The 18,910-nt window shown below is 57.7% G+C and carries 21 protein-coding genes and 2 pseudogenes; 15 read left to right on the top strand and 8 right to left on the bottom strand.

What is annotated here, in order from left to right; translation table 11 throughout:
• Positions 1-109, top strand: a pseudogene (locus tag ACB040_RS19415) (IS1595 family transposase); the annotation flags it as partial.
• A gap of 171 nt (positions 110-280) precedes the next feature.
• Here the strand turns inward: ACB040_RS19415 and ushA are convergent.
• Positions 281-2,005, bottom strand: coding sequence for a bifunctional UDP-sugar hydrolase/5'-nucleotidase UshA (gene ushA / locus ACB040_RS19410; protein ID WP_371156101.1), 1,725 nt, complete (start codon positions 2,003-2,005; stop codon positions 281-283).
• 259 nt (positions 2,006-2,264) lie between these two features.
• Here ushA and ACB040_RS19405 point away from each other — a divergent pair, with 259 nt between their 5' ends.
• From ACB040_RS19405 to ACB040_RS19395, 3 genes are all read left to right on the top strand, one after another.
• On the top strand, positions 2,265-2,609 hold the full coding sequence (locus tag ACB040_RS19405; RefSeq protein WP_338773907.1) for a DUF2956 domain-containing protein: 345 nt from the start codon (positions 2,265-2,267) through the stop codon (positions 2,607-2,609).
• A gap of 143 nt (positions 2,610-2,752) precedes the next feature.
• Positions 2,753-3,088 carry a hypothetical protein gene (locus tag ACB040_RS19400; RefSeq protein WP_005358483.1) on the top strand — a complete coding sequence of 112 codons (336 nt, stop codon included), beginning with the start codon at positions 2,753-2,755 and terminating at the stop codon, positions 3,086-3,088.
• 103 nt (positions 3,089-3,191) lie between these two features.
• The gene (locus ACB040_RS19395) at positions 3,192-4,061 is read left to right on the top strand and encodes a hypothetical protein (protein WP_139402372.1); all 870 of its coding nucleotides are present in this window, start codon (positions 3,192-3,194) and stop codon (positions 4,059-4,061) included.
• A 55-nt stretch (positions 4,062-4,116) separates the two neighbouring features.
• On the opposite strand, the gene ACB040_RS19390 is transcribed toward ACB040_RS19395, so the two are convergent.
• Both ACB040_RS19390 and fkpA read right to left on the bottom strand, forming a co-directional pair.
• Positions 4,117-5,523 carry a sigma-54 dependent transcriptional regulator gene (locus ACB040_RS19390; protein ID WP_005348258.1) on the bottom strand — a complete coding sequence of 469 codons (1,407 nt, stop codon included), beginning with the start codon at positions 5,521-5,523 and terminating at the stop codon, positions 4,117-4,119.
• A 151-nt stretch (positions 5,524-5,674) separates the two neighbouring features.
• The gene (gene fkpA, locus ACB040_RS19385; RefSeq protein WP_005335283.1) at positions 5,675-6,478 is read right to left on the bottom strand and encodes an FKBP-type peptidyl-prolyl cis-trans isomerase; all 804 of its coding nucleotides are present in this window, start codon (positions 6,476-6,478) and stop codon (positions 5,675-5,677) included.
• 118 nt (positions 6,479-6,596) lie between these two features.
• Here fkpA and ACB040_RS19380 point away from each other — a divergent pair, with 118 nt between their 5' ends.
• Positions 6,597-7,565 carry a hypothetical protein gene (locus tag ACB040_RS19380; RefSeq protein WP_371156104.1) on the top strand — a complete coding sequence of 323 codons (969 nt, stop codon included), beginning with the start codon at positions 6,597-6,599 and terminating at the stop codon, positions 7,563-7,565.
• Between the two features lie 14 nt (positions 7,566-7,579).
• Entirely contained in the window at positions 7,580-7,795 is a 216-nt protein-coding gene (locus ACB040_RS19375) for a SlyX family protein (RefSeq protein WP_005335285.1), read from the top strand.
• A 101-nt stretch (positions 7,796-7,896) separates the two neighbouring features.
• Here the strand turns inward: ACB040_RS19375 and slyD are convergent, their stop codons facing one another.
• A complete protein-coding gene (gene slyD, locus ACB040_RS19370; protein WP_201992014.1) occupies positions 7,897-8,574 on the bottom strand; it encodes a peptidylprolyl isomerase in 678 nt (225 codons plus the stop codon).
• A gap of 143 nt (positions 8,575-8,717) precedes the next feature.
• Positions 8,718-8,921, bottom strand: a complete 204-nt coding sequence (locus ACB040_RS19365; RefSeq protein WP_005335287.1) for a YheV family putative zinc ribbon protein — start codon at positions 8,919-8,921, stop codon at positions 8,718-8,720.
• A 39-nt stretch (positions 8,922-8,960) separates the two neighbouring features.
• On the opposite strand from ACB040_RS19365, the gene ACB040_RS19360 reads away from it, so the two are divergent.
• The 3 genes from ACB040_RS19360 to ACB040_RS19350 all read left to right on the top strand — a co-directional run bounded on the left by ACB040_RS19360 (position 8,961) and on the right by ACB040_RS19350 (position 11,726).
• Positions 8,961-9,620, top strand: coding sequence for a hypothetical protein (locus tag ACB040_RS19360; RefSeq protein ID WP_371156107.1), 660 nt, complete (start codon positions 8,961-8,963; stop codon positions 9,618-9,620).
• 153 nt (positions 9,621-9,773) lie between these two features.
• Positions 9,774-10,673, top strand: coding sequence for a chemotaxis protein (locus tag ACB040_RS19355; protein ID WP_005335289.1), 900 nt, complete (start codon positions 9,774-9,776; stop codon positions 10,671-10,673).
• 66 nt (positions 10,674-10,739) lie between these two features.
• Positions 10,740-11,726 (top strand): hydrolase, encoded by a 987-nt coding sequence (locus ACB040_RS19350; protein ID WP_371156109.1) that lies wholly within the window; start codon positions 10,740-10,742, stop codon positions 11,724-11,726.
• Here ACB040_RS19350 and ACB040_RS19345 read toward each other — a convergent pair.
• The gene (locus ACB040_RS19345) at positions 11,705-12,856 is read right to left on the bottom strand and encodes a GGDEF domain-containing protein (RefSeq protein ID WP_371156111.1); all 1,152 of its coding nucleotides are present in this window, start codon (positions 12,854-12,856) and stop codon (positions 11,705-11,707) included. The genes ACB040_RS19350 and ACB040_RS19345 overlap by 22 nt on opposite strands.
• A gap of 97 nt (positions 12,857-12,953) precedes the next feature.
• Here ACB040_RS19345 and ACB040_RS19340 point away from each other — a divergent pair, with 97 nt between their 5' ends.
• The 3 genes from ACB040_RS19340 to ACB040_RS19330 are packed head-to-tail and all read left to right on the top strand — an operon-like array spanning position 12,954 to position 14,650.
• A complete protein-coding gene (locus ACB040_RS19340; RefSeq protein WP_005335298.1) occupies positions 12,954-13,178 on the top strand; it encodes a YheU family protein in 225 nt (74 codons plus the stop codon).
• Positions 13,179-13,230: 52 nt separating this feature from the next.
• Entirely contained in the window at positions 13,231-14,100 is an 870-nt protein-coding gene (locus ACB040_RS19335) for a phosphoribulokinase (protein ID WP_005335299.1), read from the top strand.
• A 16-nt stretch (positions 14,101-14,116) separates the two neighbouring features.
• Complete coding sequence (locus ACB040_RS19330; RefSeq protein WP_005335300.1) at positions 14,117-14,650, top strand: DUF4136 domain-containing protein; 534 nt, start codon at positions 14,117-14,119, stop codon at positions 14,648-14,650.
• Positions 14,651-14,791: 141 nt separating this feature from the next.
• On the opposite strand, the gene ACB040_RS19325 is transcribed toward ACB040_RS19330, so the two are convergent.
• A complete protein-coding gene (locus tag ACB040_RS19325) occupies positions 14,792-15,088 on the bottom strand; it encodes an MliC family protein (RefSeq protein ID WP_005348285.1) in 297 nt (98 codons plus the stop codon).
• A gap of 93 nt (positions 15,089-15,181) precedes the next feature.
• Positions 15,182-15,586, bottom strand: coding sequence for an OsmC family protein (locus ACB040_RS19320; RefSeq protein WP_005362569.1), 405 nt, complete (start codon positions 15,584-15,586; stop codon positions 15,182-15,184).
• Between the two features lie 300 nt (positions 15,587-15,886).
• Between ACB040_RS19320 and crp the strand changes: the two genes are divergently transcribed.
• The 3 genes and pseudogenes from crp (at position 15,887) to ACB040_RS19305 (ending at position 18,886) form a co-directional block, all read left to right on the top strand.
• Positions 15,887-16,525, top strand: coding sequence for a cAMP-activated global transcriptional regulator CRP (gene crp / locus ACB040_RS19315; protein ID WP_005335304.1), 639 nt, complete (start codon positions 15,887-15,889; stop codon positions 16,523-16,525).
• Between the two features lie 125 nt (positions 16,526-16,650).
• The gene (locus tag ACB040_RS19310) at positions 16,651-17,451 is read left to right on the top strand and encodes a putative RNA methyltransferase (RefSeq protein ID WP_338773897.1); all 801 of its coding nucleotides are present in this window, start codon (positions 16,651-16,653) and stop codon (positions 17,449-17,451) included.
• A 344-nt stretch (positions 17,452-17,795) separates the two neighbouring features.
• Positions 17,796-18,886: pseudogene (locus ACB040_RS19305) on the top strand (porin).
• Positions 18,887-18,910: the final 24 nt, after the last annotated feature.

Here is an 18,910-nt window from a genome sequence, read left to right as displayed (position 1 = left end):
CTACCTGGGTTGGCTCAGGATGCTGGAGCGTTACGGAAAAGGCGTAAATATCAAAGCATGTTTGCATGAGGCGCTGGGGCGCCCCATGCAACACGTAATTTGGACATAGCCTTTCATTTCATCCCCTCACCTGACCTCCTACAGGCGATGGCTATCGTCATTGATAATTGAAGAGTTGTGACCAATCCCCAGATGACATGTCACCACGCACATAACGACAAAGGGCAGCCACCGGCTGCCCTTTGGGATCACATCTGGGGGTATGCGCCCCGCAGACGAATCAGTTACACCCTTCGGTAGAGGTTGAGTTCAGATAGCTCACCTCATTGCCTGGCTGATAATCGGCCACGTTGATCACCTTCTTGATCTCGATGTACTCCTTCAGCACGGCAGCATCCACCAAACCGGCGTTGATGGTATCGATCTTCGGATAGCCATCACCACCGGAGGCGCTGAAGCTCGGGATCGCGAAGCTGTAAGTTGCTGCCGGATCAAACGCCTTGCCACCGATACTGGTGATATTGACGCTCTTGGCTTGGCAATCCACCGCCATGTTGATACCGCCAAACTGGGCATAACCACCGGTATTGCGGGTCTTGCTTGCCACCTGGCCCAGATAGGTCGCCAGATCGCTTCCCTTCATGACAGCCTTGTTGACCGTGTTGCCAAACGGGTGTACCAGCAGCACGCTGCGGTAGGTGATATCACCGGCCGGGATGCTGTCGCGCACACCGCCTGAGTTGACGATACCAAAGTCGACACCCAGCTTGCTGCTGGTCGCCGTGGTGATGAGGCGACCCAGGTTGGTCTGCTTGTTGCGAACCGAGTTGCGATCACCAACCAGCAAGCCATCTGCCGAGCCAATGACGACATTCAGCTCTTGCTGACCTTTCTCCTGATAACCCAGCAGGGTGTTATACAGCTCGGGATCCTTGGTGATCTCGTCCTGTACGAACTGCATCTTGGCCGGGTCCTTGGTTACGGCGCCGTTGGCATCGAGCGCCTCGCCCTTGGCGTTGCGCTTGATCAGGTTGACCGGGATCAGGTCATAGCTGGTCAGGGTCAATTTGCCATTCTGGTACTCAAACTGGGCACGGCCCACATACTTGCCCCACTCGTGAGCCTGCATGATCCAGGTGCCGTTTTGCTGATCCGGCTGGCAGTTATCACCCGGTTTGAAATTGGCGTACTTGTTGGTGGTACCCAGTTCCATACAGACCGGATTCTGGGAGTGGCCACCAATGATGGCATCCAGAGTCCCTGCCGGCAGTGCACGAGCCATCTCTACATCGCCCGGCGCATTGCTGCCGTGCTGACCATTCTCGTAATGGCCCATGTGAGTGATGGCGAAGACCAGATTGGCCTCCTTGTTGCTGCGGATCTGCTGGCCCAGTTTGGCCGCCTCGCTGGTCGGATCGCGGAACTCCAGGGTCTGCACGTTGTTGGGATCCACCAGCTGGGCGGTATCCTCGGTGGTCAGGCCCAGTACGGCGACCTTGAGACCGCTCTCCAACTTGAACACCTTGTAGGGGTCAAAGTAGTGTTTGCCACTGGCCTTGTCGTAGATGTTGGCCGAGAGCATGGGGAACTGGGCCCACTTGCGCTGCTTCTCCAGCACGCTGAGGGGGTTGTCGAATTCATGGTTGCCCACTGCCATGGCATCGTAGCGAATGTTGTTCATCGCCATGAAGTCAGGCTCGGCGTCCTGCAGATCGGACTCCGGCACGCCGGTATTCACATCACCACCGGAAAGAACCAGCACGTCACTGCCAGCAGCCTTGGCATCGGCACGCAGCTGCTCGACCAGAGTCTTCTGGGCAGCCATACCGTACTCATTTTCAGCGTTGTGCCAGAAACGGCCGTGGGTATCGTTGGTGTGCAGGATGGTCAGTTTGCAGACATTTTCGGTGCAGGGTGCAACGCTGTCGTTTTTGGAGATATTGCAACCCGTCAGTGCCGCCAGCACGGCCAGGGTCACGCTGCCTTTGATAACGTTATTATTCATTTCCATATCACCTTGATTGTTTTGTTATTTAGTGACCCTATCCAGCAGGTCGGGCCCAAATATAACAAACAACGAAGAAGAAATTTTCATCAGCGACTCACAAATGTTGTTAATTGTGATCGATGGCCAAACTTACCCTTTGCTACTGATTTTTAAATGCTTTTATTGAGGTGTTTCTCATTTGTAGCCATGCCTAGCCAAGCCCCACGAAACACGGTTTTGTGGCATACTCCCTCCCCCATGCCCGAGGAGTGTGTTGATGGCCAAGTACGACAAGATTTCCCCTGAGACCCAGCAGGAGGCGATGAAAATTGCCCGTGCCAACCAGAAGCCGGGGCAGACCAAGGAACAGACCCAGCTTATCGCGCAAGGGATCCAGAAAGGCATCGACGAATACAAGAAACAGATGAAGGCGCGGGCCCGCGAAGCGAGCCGCCAGAAAAAATTGCAGGCCAAAGCCAGGCAGCCACAGGCGGCGCCACAAACCGAAGAGCAAGACGATCAGCTTGAAGTGGTTGAAGTAAGCCATCAGCATCCCCTGCCCTGGATCTTGCTGGTGCTGAGCTGGCTGGGATTTGCAGCAGCCTGGTTCTGGTTGCACTAAGACGCGCTAGCAAGCCTTTATCCGGGATCCTCTTCACAGCCCGGGCCCGGGCTGCTGGTGATTACCTGCGAAGAGTGGTTAAATCGCGCGCCTCTTGCACCGGACTCCCTGTTTTTTGACGATCAGTTTTCAGGAAAGATGTTATGAACCCCGCTCCGCTCTATCTGCTGGCCCCTTTTGTTCTGTTCCTTGTGACCATGCTGCTCTATCGCATTTCGCCGCTGCGGGCGGTCGCCGCCGGTGGGGTACGCTGGTTTATCCTGCCGGCCTTCACCCTGTTTATTTTGCTGATCATCATCAATGGAGCCGCCGATCCCGCCCTGCGCGATCCGGCATTCCACTGGTTGATGCCGGGGCTTGGCTTTGCCCTGAGCCTGTTTCCGGCCCTGCCCAAGGCGCTGGTGCCACGGCTCGCCATCAAGGAGGGGGCCTTTGCCGCCCTCGGTCTGATGCTGATGAGCCTGGCCATGGTCTACTGACCAACCGGCCACATGATGCAAGGGGCGCTCTGTGACGGGCGCCCCTTGTACAAACAATGGCCTGCAGGCATCTTGGTGACAGGATAACCAGCAAGGAGGCCAAATGGACAATCCGCCCGATTTCATGGCGCTGTGGGATTATCAGGATCCCGCCGCCAGCGCCCTGCGTTTTCACACCCTTCTTCCCGAAGCGCGCGCCGCCGCCGACCTGCAGCTCGAACTGGAGTTGCTGACCCAAATTGCCCGCACCCACTCGCTGCAGCGCCAGTTTGCCGAAGCCCATCAGCTGCTCGACGAGATAGAGCCTCGCCTCACCGATAAAACCCCCAGAGCGCGGATCCGGGCCCTGCTGGAACGAGGCCGCACCTTTAACTCGGCGGGCGACAAAGCCAGTGCCAAACCGCTGTTTGAACAAGCCTGGCAATGGGGGCTCAAGGAGAAGGAGACCTATCTCGCCATCGACGCCGCTCACATGATCGCCATCGCCGCACCACTGGAAGAGCAGAGCCGCTGGCATCAACTGGCGATGGAGCTGGCGGAACGCAGCAGTGACGAGAAGGTGCGCGGCTGGCTGGCTCCCCTTTACAACAATCAGGGCTGGACCCTGTTCGAATTGGGCCGCTTTGATGAGGCGAAAATCCAGCAACAGAAGTGCCTGGCCTGGCATCTGCAGCATAACCAGCCGGCCAAGGCGTTTATCGCTCGCTGGAGTCTGGCTCGCCTGACCCGGGCCCAGGGTCAGCACCAGCAGGCACTGGCAGAGCTGCACCAGCTCAAGGCCGATATGGCCGAGGCAGGCGAACCTGAGGATGGTTATCTGTTCGAGGAGCTGGGGGAGAATGCCTTGGTGCTGGACGATCCGCTGGCCGCGGAATACTTCTCCCGCGCCTGGTTTCTGCTGTCGCAAGACCGCTGGTTCAGCGCCAACGAGGGGGAACGACTGGCCCGCCTCAAGCGCCTCGCCAAACTCTGATCCCCAAAATAGCAAGGGCGGCACGCTAGCCGCCCTTATCTGCTGGCAAGATGGTTCAGGCCCGATTGGACTCCTCCCACCCCTGCTTTTTACGGTAAATGGTAGAGGGGCTGATCTCGAGCAGGGCCGCCGCCTTGGGAATGTTGCCGTCACAACTGGCGATGGCCTGTTCGATCACCTCTTTCTCCACCAGCCAGAGCGGACGAATCGGCCCGTTGGCCACGCCAGTGGCGGCCGGAGCCGATGCCACCGCTGCCGCAATCGCAGCCGGCAGTTGGGGGCGCACCCCATTGAGCGGTGGCGGCAGAATATCCGGGCTCACCAGCTCCTTGTCATTGAGCACCACGATATTGCGCACCACGTTTTGCAGCTCGCGTACGTTGCCAGGCCAGGGGTAGTCAAGCAGCACTCGCGCCGCTTCGACATCGAAATCCTTGAAGCGTTTGTTCTCCTCCTTGGCGTAGCTTTGCAGCAGGGTGCGCGCCAGCAGCAGGATATCCTCACCCCGCTCCCGCAGTGGCGGCAGGGTAAGCGGAATGACGTGGAGCCGATAGTAGAGATCCTCGCGAAAACGGCCCGCTTTCACCTCCACCAGCGGATCCCTGTTGGTGGCGCAGATAAAGCGGACATCCACCGTCTCAAGCTTGCCGCTGCCGACCCGCTGCACTGTGCCGGTCTGGATAAAGCGCAGCAGCTTGCTCTGCAGGTCGAGATCCATCTCGCAGATCTCGTCGAGAAACAGGGTACCGCCATCGGCCAGACTGGCCGCCCCCTTGCGATCCCCCTGGGCGCCAGTAAAAGAGCCCTTCACATGACCGAAGATCTCGCTCTCCATCAAATCATGGGGAATGGCGGCGCAGTTGAGGGCAATAAAGGGCTGTTCGCTGCGGGGACTGCACTGGTGAATCGCCTCGGCACACACCTCTTTGCCGGTGCCGCTCTCGCCAGTGATAAAGACGGTCGCCTTGCTGGGCGCCGCGCTCTCGATGATGCGATAGACCGCCTGCATCGACATGGAGGCACCGATAAAACCGAAAAACGAGCTGCGTTCGAAATTCTCCCGATAGTGGGCAACCAGCGAGCTCAACTGCTGGTGTTTCAAGGCATTGCGAACGGTGGCGCAGAGCCGCTTGCTGTCAAACGGCTTGGTCAGAAAATCGAAGGCACCGAGGCGCATCGCCTCCACCGCCACATCTACCGAGCCGTGGGCGGTGATCACCACCACAGAGCAGGGCAACTGCTGTTCGGTGATCATTTGCAGAATATCCATACCGGACATATCCGGCAGCTCCAGATCCAGCAGCACCACGGGGGGAGGGCTTGCCAGCAACTGCGCCAACGCCTGTTGACCGCAGTCGGCCAGCACCACCTCGTACCCCTCCTGGCGCAGGTACTGTTCATAGACCACCGCCAGACTACGGGTATCTTCCACCAGCAGGACACGCGATTTATTTTCAGCCACTGGACTCATCCTTGTATTTGATTCTGCGATCTATTTTGCCTTATTTTCGCGCGCAAACCCAACGCCAAGACAGCTCTGTTATCCCGCGATTGCAGGGAATACACAAGTAAAAACGGCTCCTTAAGGAGCCGTTTTTAACTACAAGAAGGGATTACTTCTTGGCGTCGTCTGCAGTCGGCTTCTCGATAGCCAGCAGCTCAACGTCAAACACCAGCACGGCGTTCGCCGGGATGGAGCCTGCACCGTGCTCGCCATAGGCCAGCTTGGACGGCAGGAAGAACTTGAACTTGGAGCCAACCGGCATCAGCTGCACACCTTCAGTCCAACCCGGGATAACCTGGTTGAGCGGGAAGGTAGCCGGCTCGCCGCGATCGACGGAGCTATCGAACTTGGTGCCATCGGTCAGGGTACCGGTGTAGTGCACCTTGACGATGTCGGTAGATTTCGGCTTGGCGCCAGTGCCCATCTTCTCGACCACGTACTGCAGGCCGGATTCAGTGCTCTTAACACCCTCTTTCTTGGCGTTGGCAGCCAGGAACTCTTCGCCCTTCTTCAGATTCTCAACAGCGTCTTTCTCGGCCTTGGCCTTGGTCAGCTCGTTGATCTTGGCGTCGTAATCCTGCAGTACCTTCTGGATCTCTTCATCAGTCATCTTGGCTTCTTTGCCCAGACCGTCAGTCACCCCTTTCAGGATCACGGCGTTGTCCAGTTTGATGCCCAGTTCCTGCTGACGCTCCAGGGTATTGGCGATGTAACGACCCATGGAGAGGCCAATTGCGTAGCCAGATTGCTCTTCAAAGCTCTTGGCTTCGGCCTTGGTCGCCTCTGCCGGCTTGCTGGCTTCTGCCTTCACTTCGGCGGTATTGGCCGCAGCAGGCTTCTCGTCTTTTTGGCAAGCAGTCAGACCGACGGCAACGGCCGCCGCCAACAGGGACACCTTCAGAAATTTGTTCATCAGTTTCTCCAAACTCCAAATACCGCTCTCGGTTCCATCGTGAAATGAGAGGTTTATCGTGATAAGCGCCTTATACTAACGCCGTGATCGCAGGTAACAAAAGCGTGAGACCGCAAAAATGATAAAAAGTGCCATTTATCTGGTGAGCCTCTGTTTAATGCTCACCGGTTGCGAGCAGAGCTCCCAACCCAACCAGCAAATGACCCTCGCCAGCACGGGTCTGCTGACCGCAGATCTCTCCAGTGATGGCAAGCAGGCCATCGTCTCCAGCATCAGCCAGGGCATCATCGTCTGGGATCTGGAACAGAACCGTCAACGCTGGCGCTGGAAGCAATCCGACTCGGCGGATGATCTGGTATTCATTACCCGTTTTTCCGAAGGCAACAGCCATGCCGTCACCGCCACCCCAGACACCTTTGCTACCTGGCGGCTGAACGACGGGCAATCACAAGGCTACTACTCACTTCCTGAATCCAGGCTGAGGGACATCGCGCTCTCTGCCGACGGTCGTTATGTGCTGATCGGGCGGGAAGATGGCAAAGCTGAGTGGCTCGATACCCGAAGCGGCCGTCGCCTGCAGTTTCTGGGGCACACCGAACAGGTCAATACGGTGGATCTCTCCGCCAACGGTCGCTACGCCCTGACCGGCGGCAACGACTACAGCGCCTATCTGTGGGATACCCGTAGCGGGCAGGTGATCTGGCGCTTCAACCATGGTGGCCGAGTGATCATGGCCAAACTGGAGCCGAGCGGCCGCTACGCCTTCACCGCCGACAGCAGCCGGGCCAGCATCTGGGATCTGAAAACCGGCAAGGAGGTGAGTCAGCTGCAATATGATCACCGCTTCGAGGTCTACACCAGCGCCCGCTTTGCCAACAATGGCAAGTGGCTCATCACCGGCGCCCCTTCCCGTCAGCTCTCCCTGTGGCAAGTGAGCGATGGTGCCCTGCTGCAGAGCTGGCGCGTCTCGCCGCAACCCAAGGTGAAACCGCCCAGCGCAGTGGTCTACGGCGTCGCTTTGCGCGACAATAGCCACCTTGTCAGTGCCAGCTCCAGTGGTCTGGCCGAAATCTGGACAATCAAGTAAGGACCCGAAGGCCCATGAGTCAGCAACTTAACGATCGCATCGAAACCCTGGAAACCCGTCTCGCCTATGCGGAGTACACCATAGAGCAGCTCAACGACGAGGTAACCACCCAGGGCCGTGAACTCGATCGGCTCAAATACCAGATCCAGCTGCTGATCGACAAACTACAAAGCGTACAGCCCAGCCAGATTGCCAGCATGGCCGAAGAGACCCCGCCGCCGCACTACTGAACCAGCGCTATCTCCGCTCAGGCAATATGGTTCGGCATCACTGTCAGCCAATAAAAAAACCCGCGATAATCGCGGGTTTTTTATCATTGGCATGGCCGTGATCAGTGGTGATGGCCCTTGCCACCACAACCGCCGCCACCGCAGCAGCCGCCGTGACCATGGTCGTCACCGTGGTCGTGGCCATGATCGTGACCGTGACCGTGGCCAGCACCGCCGCAGCAACCGCCCTGGCCGTGATCCTCATCATGGTCGTGACCATGACCGCCACAGCAACCGCCGTGATCGTGGTCATGGCCGTGATCGTGACCGCAACCACCGGCACCGTGAACGTGGCCGTGGGCCAGCTCTTCGGCAGTGGCAGCGCGCACGTCCTTGATCTCGACCTTGAAGCCCAGGGTTACGCCAGCCAGCGGATGGTTGCCATCCACTTTGACGAACTCTTCGGACACTTCAACCACGGTCACCGGACGGTGGCCATCGTCGGTTTCAGCCACAAAAGTATCCCCTTCGGAGACTTCCATGCCGTCGAACAGCTCGCCCGGTACTTCTTGTACCAGTGTCTCGTCATATTCGCCGTAGGCCTGGCTCGGTGCCAGAGTCACTTCGAAGGCTTCACCTACCGCGCGACCTTCCAGCTCGGCTTCCAGGCCTGAGACCAGGTAACGGGTGCCGTGCAGATAGACCAGCGGCTCTTTGCCGACAGTGCTGTCGATGACTTCACCGTGCTCGTCGGTGACTGTGTATTCCAGCGTAACCACGCTCAGAGGAGCTACTTTCATGTCAGGATCCTGCGGATAGAAAAAAACGGGCTCAGAATACCCTAAAAAGCGGGCCGCGCATATGCCGTGCGGCGCCACGGAGTGACGAAAAAAACGGCAACAGCGTCAGCGAGGAGACCCGCATTCCACCCGCCGTTCCCTTATCAGGGGCGAAACACCCCGATCACCTCTTCCGCCTCGCGAGTCTGTTTGTCGACCTCGGCAGGCGTTTGTACCTGGGTATCGCCACAGGCGACACAGGTCACCTTCTCGACTCCATGCTCCAGATACAGCATCATGTTGTCCAACTTGCCGCACGCCGGGCAGACTGCACCGGCAATGAAGCGTTTTTTACGTCTGGTTTCCATATTTGTTACCTCCAGGCAGCATCATATCAGGGTTTTTACATGCATCACGCCATCGAGTATCACCATTTTTCCTGCCAGGGCCTGCACGCCGGCAACCGCAAACGAACTCCGGTCGGGCAGCTGTTGCGGATCACCCGGGGCGCCGCGCTGCTGAGACTGGGCCAACATGAGCTGTTGCTGCCGGCAGGCAGCAGCTTCTGGCTCTGCGCCGATGCCCTCGCGGCCTTCAGCCCCCTCAGCGGTTGCGAGTACGATCAGCTGAATGTCTCTTTGCGCGTGACTCAGCCGCAGCAGGCTGGCTGGCTGCAGACCACCCCGCTGCTTGATGCCCTGCTCGACTCGCTGGCCCGGTGGCAACGTCCGAAAGAGTGGCAAGGGGCCTACGGTCAGCGACTGCAGGTGATCCTGGATGAGTTGCAACAGTGCGCCATCAGCCAGCAGGGTCACGGTGAGCTGCAAACCTGCTGGCAAGCGCTGGTCAATGGCCAAACGGAGTCTCTGCAACAGTGGGCACAACAAGCCGATGCGCCGGTGGAAGGGAGTGAATTGCAACAACAGTGGCAACTGCTGCAGGCGCTCAGATTGCTTAAAGGCGGCAGCAAACCCGCGCAGGTGGCCAGCAAGCTGGGTTATGCCGATGAGGCCGCATTGCAAGCTGCCTGCCAGCAGTGGGGCGTTGGCGAGGATGGCGATCAATAACCGGACGCCGATGTGAGTGTGCCAACGAAATTAGCTGAATGAGTCCAGTTTTTTGCCAGATGGTCGTTAACAAGGAAGGGCCATTCCCCCCGTAATCCTTTATGCTAGAGGCCTGAAGTGACTGCCAACGTTTCGACCAACAGGACATCTGCCATGACGAGCAAAGCCAATCAATCCCAGGGCATGTTGCTGTTTCATCTCTCTGCCAAGCAATCTTTTGCTATCGGTACCCTCAAGGTGAAGGAGATAGTGCCCTACACCCAGCTGACGGCAATGCCGCACTCGCACCCGACCGTGTTGGGGGCTGCCAATATGCGCGGCTCCACCATTCCGGTAATCGACATGGCGATGGCGGTGGGCTATCGCCCCATCAGCAAGGAGGAGATGCCCCACTGCTTCATCATCATTACCGACTGCCGCCGCACCCTGGTGGGCTTTCTGGTGCGAGGCATCGACAAGATCACCGAGTGCAACTGGCGCGATATCGAATCGCCCCCCGCCTCCCTCGGCCACAATGTGTTCGTAACCGGTGTGACCCGGGTCAATGACCAGCTGATCCAGCTGCTGGATGTGGAGCTGATCCTCTCCCGGGTCTATCCGGACGATCCGAGCCACCTCTATCCGGTGCTGACCGATGTGCAGCGGGAGCGGATCAAGCCGATGCGGATCCTGCTGGTCGATGACTCCTCGGTCGCTCGCCGTCAGCTGATGGCTGCCCTCGACTACATCAATATCCCTTATGAGGTCTGCACCAATGGCAAGGATGCACTGACCCTGATGCAGACGCGGGCAAGCCAGAAGACCCCGATCGACATTCTGGTGAGCGATATCGAGATGCCGGGGCTCGATGGCTACGAGCTGGCCTTCGAGGTGCAGAGCGACAGCAAACTGGCGGGGGCCTACATCATCCTGCACACCTCGCTCTCCAGCGAGATCAGCGTGGAGCGGGCCCATCAGGTGGGTGCTCATGAGGCGCTGACCAAGTTCGAAGCCAATGAGCTGATCCAGGCCATGCTGCGCGGTGCCGAACATCACGATCGCCTGCTGAAATAAGCCAATGACTGGCGGGAGGAACACACCTCCCGTCCTCCTTATCTTCGACCCAGACCGACTGACCCCATGCTGACCGAGAGCCACTTCCACGCCCCCTGGTGGGCACGCAATCCTCATCTGCAGACCATATTGCCAAAATGGCTGCGCCGCCCCCCTGCCCGTTTTGTGGCGGAGCGGTTTGAACTGCAGGATGGGGACTTTGTCGACCTCGCCTGGAGCGGGGAGGTCAGCCTTGATGAACGGCCGCTGGTAGTGGTGTTTCACGGGCTGGAGGGGAGCATTCACTCCCACTATGCCAAAGGATTGTTCGCCCACCTGCTGCAAGAGGGCAGAGAGGCCGTGCTGATGCACTTTCGCGGTTGCAGCGGCGAGCCCAATCGCCACCTGCAGGCCTATCACTCCGGCGCCATCGGTGATGCGCAGGAGCTGATTGCCGAGCTGAGCCAGCGTTTTCCGGGCAAACCGCTGATCGCCATCGGCTTTTCACTGGGTGGCAATATGCTGGTCAATCTGCTGGCGCGGGGCTGCCCTGCGGCATTGAAAGCGGCGGTGGTGGTCTCGGCCCCGCTGCAACTGGCGAGCTGCGCCGAGCGGGTCAATCAGGGCTTCTCGAAGGTCTATCAGAACTATCTGCTGCGCACCATGCGCCGCAACCTGCTCAACAAGATCAGCCTGCAGCAGAAAGCGAGTGAGCGCTGGCAACCTCGACAAGTGGAGCAGATTGCCACCCTGCGCGATTTTGACGAGCTGGTCACCGCGCCACTGCACGGCTTTCACAGCGCCAGCCACTACTACCAGAGCTGCTCGGGGCTACCGCTGCTGGCTCAAATCCCCATCCCTACCCTGATCCTGCACGCCGCCGACGATCCCTTTATGTCACACGCGGTCATTCCCCGGCCGGAGCAACTCTCGCCCACGGTGCGCTATGAGCTGAGCCAGCGTGGCGGCCATGTCGGCTTTCTGCACGGCACGCCCTGGCGGCCACGGTTTTGGCTGGATGAACGGATCAGTCGCTGGATTGCCGAACAGAGTCACTCTGCAACACAGAACTGATTGCGTCCCGACTCCTTGGCCCGATAGAGCGCCTGATCGGCCCGCTCCAGCAACTGGCTCGCCTCTTCGCCGGAGACATTGCTGGCAATCCCCTGACTCACCGTCACCCAGGGGGCAACATCGGACGCCAGATGCTCCAGCTGCAGGCTGGCCAGGCCATCTTGCAGCCGCTGCGCCACGCTGGCCGCCGCCTGACGGTCGGTATTGGGCAGCAGCAGCACAAACTCCTCTCCGCCATAGCGGGCCACCAGATCAGATGGCGTGCGAACCGCACGGTTGAGCGCTTGTGCCACCTCCTTGAGGCACATATCTCCCACCTGATGGCCGTAGTGGTCGTTGAAGCGCTTGAAATAGTCCACATCGATCAGGATGAGCGATAGCGGAGCGCCGCTCTCCTGGCTATGGGTCAACGCGCGATCCAACTCGATATTGAAATGCCGCCGGTTGGCGACACCGGTCAGAGGATCTTGCTTGGCGAGCTGATCAAGTTTGCGCAGCAGCGTCAGATTTTCATGCTCCCGCATGATCGCCAACTCAAACCAGCGGTGCAGCATGCGGCGGCCGACCTCCAGCGCAATCACGCCAAACAACACGCCAAGCAGGTAGATCTGGGGAAAATCGACGCGTAAAAAGAGTTCCAACCCCACACCCACCGTCATCGGGCCCAAGAGATAGCCATAAAAAACCTTGCGATCGGGATAAAACGCGATGAGCGCAGCCAGCAGGTTGAGCCGCATGATCCCGTTGGCATAGCTGACTCCTCCCCGCAGCTCCACCTGACCAATCGTATAGATATGCAGCGTCCAGAGTCCGCCCCATAGCACCATCACCAGCGCAGCCATCCGTAACCAGAGGCGATCCTGCAGATGGTCACAAAAGAGGCTGACAACAGGTAGTAGCAATAGCACCACCATGACCAGGGCCAGCTCACTCTGAAAGCGCCAGGGCAAGCTGTCATCACTGGCGAGCCCGACTTGGCTGTAAACCTCGTAGCGTATCGAAAGAAACAACACCACCAGCCAGTTCAACAACCAGAACCACACCATGCCTCGGGCAATCGCCTCTCGACGTGCGCTGTCCAGATGCTCAGTCAGGGTTAACGGCGCGCTGCGCTGCGCTTCAGACAACATCTCTCAGACTCCGGTGAAAAGGTAAAAAGTGATTGCATTCGCGGGATTCAACACAACAATAGCCTGACGATCACCTCTTTTGCTGTGAGACCTTTAAATGATCATTCCCTGGCAAGAACTGGACGGCGACACCCTGACCAACCTGATCGAACACTTTGTGTTGCAGGAGGGAACAGAATATGGAGAACAGGATGTACCGCTTGGCGTCAAAGTCGATGCAGTAAGAGAACAATTACAGCAAGGCAAAGCTGTCATCGTCTATAGCGAGCTGCACGAATCGGTGAATATCGTGATGAAAGACCGCTTCATCGAGCAGTCTTGACCCAACCGCAATCCGGACCTTATAACGGAATTCCCAAGGAAGAGAGAATCCCATGTCGGCCAAGCACCCCATTATTGCCGTTACCGGTTCGTCCGGTGCCGGCACCTCCACCTCCACCAACGCCTTTCGCTCCATGTTCCATCAACTGGGATATACCGCGGCTGTGGTGGAAGGTGACAGTTTTCACCGCTACACCCGACCGGAAATGGATGTAGCGATCCGCAAGGCGCGCGAACAGGGGCGCCACATCAGCTATTTTGGCCCTGAGGCCAATGACTTCGGCCTGCTGGAGAGCTTTTTTCAGGGCTATGGGCAGGATGGCAATGGCCAGTATCGCCGCTACCTGCACAGCTTTGACGAGGCAGTGCCCTTCAACCAGATGCCCGGCACCTTTACCCCCTGGCAGCATCTGCCCAGTAATACCGATCTGCTGTTTTATGAAGGGCTGCACGGCGGTGTGGTCACCGAGGATCACAATGTGGCGCGCCACGTGGATTTTCTGATAGGCGTAGTGCCCATCGTCAACCTGGAGTGGATCCAGAAGCTCATTCGCGATACCTCGGAGCGAGGGCATTCCCGCGAGGCAGTGACCGACTCCATCGTTCGCTCCATGGATGACTACATCAACTTCATCACCCCGCAGTTCTCGCGCACCCATATCAACTTCCAACGGGTGCCGACGGTGGATACCTCCAACCCCTTCAGCGCCAAGGTGATCCCGAGTCTGGACGAGAGTATGCTGGTGATCCGGTTTCGCGGTATCAAGCAGGTGGATTTCCCCTACCTGCTGTCGATGATCGATGGCTCATTCATGTCGCGGATGAACACCATAGTGGTGCCGGGTGGCAAGATGGGCTTTGCGATGGAGCTGATCCTGCGCCCGCTCATCCAGCAATTGATCGAAACCGGCAAAATAACCTGATTCAAAGGAGTTCACGATGCGGCTTGCTTATCTCTCTGTGGCACTGCTCGCCCTGCTTGGCGGTTGCAGCAGTGGGCCGGCGGCCCCCACGCTGGAGTCCGGCACCATGCTGGTTCGCCCGATGGGCAACTGGACCTATGGTGCAACCCCGCGCTACGCCCTGGCCGAACAGTATCAATTTGCCGGTGAGTTGGCGGAAGGGTGGCTGGAGCCGATGCAGCAGGCGGTAAGCCGGGAGCTCAATGGCAAGGGATGGCAGAGTGCACCGCTCGACGAGGCGGATCTGTGGGTCGCCATCGGCGTCGCGGGCGGCAAGGATATGAGTGACGGCGAGATTTTCGCACGTCTTGGCATGACACCCGGGGTATATGCCTCGGCCAACCAGCGCAAAGGGTCGCTGGCCATCGTGCTGCTCGATCGCAAAACCCAGAAAGCGGTCTGGAGCAGCATCATCCAGCTGACCAGCGATGTAAGCATTGCAGACAGCCAGCGTCAGGCACTCAGCCAACAGCTCGCGGCCGAGCTGCTCAATCGCGTCCCCACCAACTAGCGCTTGTTTAGTGATAACGGATAGATAGAAAAATGGCTTGCCTCCCGGCAAGCCGTTTTTTGTGGTCTCAACCTCTTGACCCAATCCGGCCTAGGCCAGACCCGGACACAAAGCCGCACACCTTCAGCTAACTGTGGTCACCTATTTAAGTGTACAGGTCAGCAGCGTGACTCCTTTCTGGGTGAGGAGAGCTTGTTTCTCCTGATTCCAGAAGGTGGTCAGGCCGTCAGAATATTTGGCGCCAGACTCTGACTCCACACGCGCCAGCTTGTGATAAACCCCGGCATAGGGGAACTGCACCATGTCAGCCTGGGCATCATAGGTAACGGCCAGCATCTCTTCGCCACACTGGTATTGGCTGTATTGATACTGGGTAGGTTGCGGGCTGCTGCACGCCGCCAGACCCAAAAGGGGAAGCAGAGCGATCAATTTTTTCATTGCACTTTCCTTATGTAATGGCTTTATGTCATGGCCTTGTGCAGTGGCCTTACGTAACGGCCTTATGCCAGGGTACCAACGAAACTATCGTTATCAAGCTTCAACAATTTGATAACTATGGGTAATTTGTACCGCTTTTTCCAACATCAGGGAAACAGAACAGTATTTTTCCATCGACAGATCCACCGCTCTGGCCACCTGTTTCTCTGCCAATCCCTTGCCCGTCACCACGAAGTGCAGATTAATCTTCTCGAAAACCCGGGGCACGCTATCGACCCGTTCGCCACTGACATCAACATGACAGGCGGTCACCGACTGGCGCGCTTTTTCGAGGATGGAAACCACATCAATGGAGCTGCAGCCACCGACCGCCAGCAGGATCATCTCCATCGGGCTGGCTCCCTCACCGGGGTTGGCACCATCCAGGATCACCTTGTGACCGGATTCACTCTCACCCACAAACTTCATCCCTTCCACCCAGCTGACCTTGGCTTTCATCTCGCACTCTCTCCTGTTAATCATGATGATGGATCCCTAGCATAACCCAGTCGCTTATCTCTGCCGAACAGGGGGAGTTGGGATGGAAATAGATCAAAATCAACATCTCCGACCTCTATCTTCCCTAGAATGGCCGGAGCGGCGCAGCAGGCATTACTCAAAGGGCTCTGTCAAAAGCCCGCAAAGCCTTGTCAGCACAGGCAAAGGCTCTTATCCTACTGCGACCAATACAAGGAATGGCAAGATTGGCAGCTTGCCCGGACGCACAAGTCCATAAAAAGACACTACAGAGGAATTCTCATGGTCATTGGCAAACCGCAAAGCGATCCCACCCTGGAATGGTTCTTGTCGCACTGCCACATTCATAAGTATCCCGCCAAGAGCACCCTGATCCATGCGGGTGAAAAAGCGGAGACCCTCTACTACATCGTCAAGGGCACTGTGGCCGTCTTGATCAAGGACGATGAGGGCAAAGAGATGATCCTCTCCTATCTGAACCAGGGCGATTTCCTGGGCGAGATGGGGATGTTCGAGGAGAACGAGAATCCCGAGCGCTCCGCCTGGGTTCGCGCCAAAGGCTCTTGCGAAGTGGCAGAGATCTCCTACAAGAAGTTCCGCCAGCTGATCCAGGTCAACCCGGACATTCTGATGCGTCTCTCTGGCCAGATGGCCAAGCGCCTGCAACACACCAGCCAGAAAGTGGGTAACCTCGCCTTCCTGGATGTGACCGGTCGGATCGCCCAGACCCTGCTCAACCTGGCCAAACAGCCGGATGCCATGACCCACCCGGATGGCATGCAGATCAAGATCACCCGTCAGGAGATCGGCCAAATCGTCGGCTGCTCTCGTGAAACCGTGGGCCGCATCCTGAAGATGCTGGAAGAGCAGGAGCTCATCTCTGCTCACGGCAAGACCATTGTGGTATTTGGCACTCGCTGATGACCCGTCCGCAGGCCTGACTGAGGCCTTGGGATAAAAAAGGCTGCTACGGCAGCCTTTTTTGATCCTCTCCCCTATAATCCCGAACGCCCTTCACTGTTCCGGCATTCGCCCAGAGAGTTACTATGCATCTTCAATGTCCCCGCTGCCGCAGTCCGCTCCATCTTCATGAAGCCTCCCAAGGGCGCTATTGCGACAACAAGCATCACTTCGATCCGGCACCGGAAGGTTATCTGGATCTCATCCCCGGCAAGAAAAACCCCAAAGACAGCGACAGCCGTGCCCTGATGCGCGCCAAGCACCATTTCCTGGAAGCCGGCCACCAACTGCCGCTGGTTGAGGCCATGGCCGGCCTGCTCGCTCCGCTGGCACCACAAGAGCTGATCCATCTTGGTTGCGGTGAAGGCTACTACTGCCGCGCGCTGGCAGAGCGCCTGCCCGGCTGGCAGTTTGCTGGGGTTGATATCGCCAAGAACACCATCTTTGCCGCCAAAAAAGCGCAGCCGGACGGCCAGTTTGTCATTGCCGATCCCGCTCGTGCGCCGTTGCAACCGGGCTCTGCTCAGGTGCTGCTGGTCAACGATCTCAAGGTCAAGACCGAACAGCTGGTCAGCTGGCTGGCCCCCGGTGGCTATCTGCTCTATCTGCAGCCGGGCCCGCGCCATCAGTGGCAACTGCGGGTCAGCCTCAATCCGGTGAGCATGGAACACCCTCTCAGCTGGCCCACCCTCGGCGGTCTCAATCCGATGGCTCAACAGCGCCGCCAGTTCAGCCTCACCATGGATCAGGCCATGCGCAGCTTTATTCTGGAGACCAGCCGTCTTGGCTGGCGGGCAACCGGTGAGCAGCGTCATGCTTTCGCTCAACAGGGCCCGAATGAACTGGAACAGGATCTGCTGCTGACCCTGTGGCAAAAGCCCATCTGATCACTGGGGGGAGCCTTGCAAGGCTCCCCCCCCCCCGTTTTTCCCGCCCCGCCCCATTCTCCCCTGCGTGATCTAGCTCACAACTTGAGCCATCGACCTTGTTGCTCAGAACAGCCTTGATGTCAAAAAAGTCACTAGAAAATAATTCATTGAATTTAATCTCTTTTTATCTTGTCAAAAACCGTCACACCCAGACTTGATAACGACCTCGTCACCTCAATTAAACAACGATGGATTCAGGCCCAGTCAAGGTTGAGACGCCTACCGTGTGGCTATCGGACTATTTCCGATTTCACAGAACCGACAACAAGTTCGGAAGTGTTTACATCAGAGGAATAACGCATATGAAGAAGTCTGCACTGACTATTGCCATCTCCAGCCTGCTGCTGGCGAGCGGCGCCCATGCTGCTACCGTTTACAACCAGAACGATACCAAGCTGGAAATCGGCGGCCGTGCTCAGGGTATGTACTACGGTACTGATGACAACGGTTCCGAAGGTGACCAGAGCTACTTCCGTCTGCACGTTGCTGGCGAGACCAAGATTGCTCCCGAGATGAAGGCGTTCGGCTTTGCCGAGTACAACCTGCCGACTTCCGGTTCTGACAACGACGAGCTGCGTTATGCCTATGCCGGCATCAAGCACGACCGTTTCGGCGCCTTCAGCTATGGTCGTCAGGATGGCCTGTTCACCAAGGCCGTCAACAACTATACCGACGTCCTGCCTGAGTGGGGCGGTGACGGCCTGGGCAAAGTACCGAAGTATTCGGCACCGGCCGTACCAACGGTCTGGCCCAGTACATCTACACCTATCAGGGTCTGACTCTGGGTGCCCAGTTCACCGGTAACAATGATCCGCAGAATGCAGATCGTTCCAACTTCAAAGATGTAAATGGCCAAACTACTTGGAACAAGAAAGGTTCCAAAGAAGGCTTCGCAGTATCTGCCAACTACGATTTCGATATGGGCCTGAGCCTGGGTGCTGCCTATAACCAGGCTGGCAAAACCGACGAGCAAGCTCGCTATGCCGCCTTCGGTGGCGACAAGGATGCCAAGCTGATGGGCTTCGGCGCCAAATATGCAACTGGCGACCTCTACCTGGCTGCAACCTACTCCCACGGTGAAGACCACCTGTTCGTCAACAACGGCTACGCCGAGAAGATGGATGGCTACGAAGCCGTTGCCCAGTACACCATCGGCAAGTTCAAGCCTTCTCTGGCCTACCTGCGCACTGACGTGAAAGACTCCGCTCGCGGTATCGATGATACCTACACCGAGTACGTATCTATCGGTGCTTGGTACAACTTCACCGAGAACTTCAACGCCTACGTTGATTACAAGCTGAACCTGCTGGACTCCGTAGATGGCAAGTCCACCAACTCTCTGGGCAAGAACACCGACGACGTAGTCGCGGTTGCCCTGCAGTACAACTTCTAAGTAATTGGAAGTCAGTTATACCCT

The sequence above is a fragment of the Aeromonas sp. S11(2024) genome (assembly GCF_041402345.1).
GTDB lineage: Bacteria > Pseudomonadota > Gammaproteobacteria > Enterobacterales > Aeromonadaceae > Aeromonas > Aeromonas veronii.
This window is presented reverse-complemented; position numbering and strand designations above follow the sequence as displayed.

Bases quoted from the DNA above. Each gene is read 5' to 3' on its own strand.
- ACB040_RS19345 (WP_371156111.1), bottom strand. From the start codon at position 12,856: ATGTTGTCTGAAGCGCAGCGCAGCGCGCCGTTAACCCTGACTGAGCAT.
- ushA (WP_371156101.1), bottom strand. From the start codon at position 2,005: ATGAATAATAACGTTATCAAAGGCAGCGTGACCCTGGCCGTGCTGGCG.
- ACB040_RS19355 (WP_005335289.1), top strand. From the start codon at position 9,774: ATGACGAGCAAAGCCAATCAATCCCAGGGCATGTTGCTGTTTCATCTC.
- slyD (WP_201992014.1), bottom strand. From the start codon at position 8,574: ATGAAAGTAGCTCCTCTGAGCGTGGTTACGCTGGAATACACAGTCACC.
- ACB040_RS19310 (WP_338773897.1), top strand. From the start codon at position 16,651: ATGCATCTTCAATGTCCCCGCTGCCGCAGTCCGCTCCATCTTCATGAA.
- ACB040_RS19320 (WP_005362569.1), bottom strand. From the start codon at position 15,586: ATGAAAGCCAAGGTCAGCTGGGTGGAAGGGATGAAGTTTGTGGGTGAG.
- crp (WP_005335304.1), top strand. From the start codon at position 15,887: ATGGTCATTGGCAAACCGCAAAGCGATCCCACCCTGGAATGGTTCTTG.
- ACB040_RS19395 (WP_139402372.1), top strand. From the start codon at position 3,192: ATGGACAATCCGCCCGATTTCATGGCGCTGTGGGATTATCAGGATCCC.
- ACB040_RS19405 (WP_338773907.1), top strand. From the start codon at position 2,265: ATGGCCAAGTACGACAAGATTTCCCCTGAGACCCAGCAGGAGGCGATG.
- ACB040_RS19340 (WP_005335298.1), top strand. From the start codon at position 12,954: ATGATCATTCCCTGGCAAGAACTGGACGGCGACACCCTGACCAACCTG.
- ACB040_RS19350 (WP_371156109.1), top strand. From the start codon at position 10,740: ATGCTGACCGAGAGCCACTTCCACGCCCCCTGGTGGGCACGCAATCCT.
- ACB040_RS19380 (WP_371156104.1), top strand. From the start codon at position 6,597: ATGATAAAAAGTGCCATTTATCTGGTGAGCCTCTGTTTAATGCTCACC.
- ACB040_RS19325 (WP_005348285.1), bottom strand. From the start codon at position 15,088: ATGAAAAAATTGATCGCTCTGCTTCCCCTTTTGGGTCTGGCGGCGTGC.
- ACB040_RS19400 (WP_005358483.1), top strand. From the start codon at position 2,753: ATGAACCCCGCTCCGCTCTATCTGCTGGCCCCTTTTGTTCTGTTCCTT.
- ACB040_RS19365 (WP_005335287.1), bottom strand. From the start codon at position 8,921: ATGGAAACCAGACGTAAAAAACGCTTCATTGCCGGTGCAGTCTGCCCG.
- ACB040_RS19375 (WP_005335285.1), top strand. From the start codon at position 7,580: ATGAGTCAGCAACTTAACGATCGCATCGAAACCCTGGAAACCCGTCTC.
- fkpA (WP_005335283.1), bottom strand. From the start codon at position 6,478: ATGAACAAATTTCTGAAGGTGTCCCTGTTGGCGGCGGCCGTTGCCGTC.
- ACB040_RS19360 (WP_371156107.1), top strand. From the start codon at position 8,961: ATGCATCACGCCATCGAGTATCACCATTTTTCCTGCCAGGGCCTGCAC.
- ACB040_RS19335 (WP_005335299.1), top strand. From the start codon at position 13,231: ATGTCGGCCAAGCACCCCATTATTGCCGTTACCGGTTCGTCCGGTGCC.
- ACB040_RS19330 (WP_005335300.1), top strand. From the start codon at position 14,117: ATGCGGCTTGCTTATCTCTCTGTGGCACTGCTCGCCCTGCTTGGCGGT.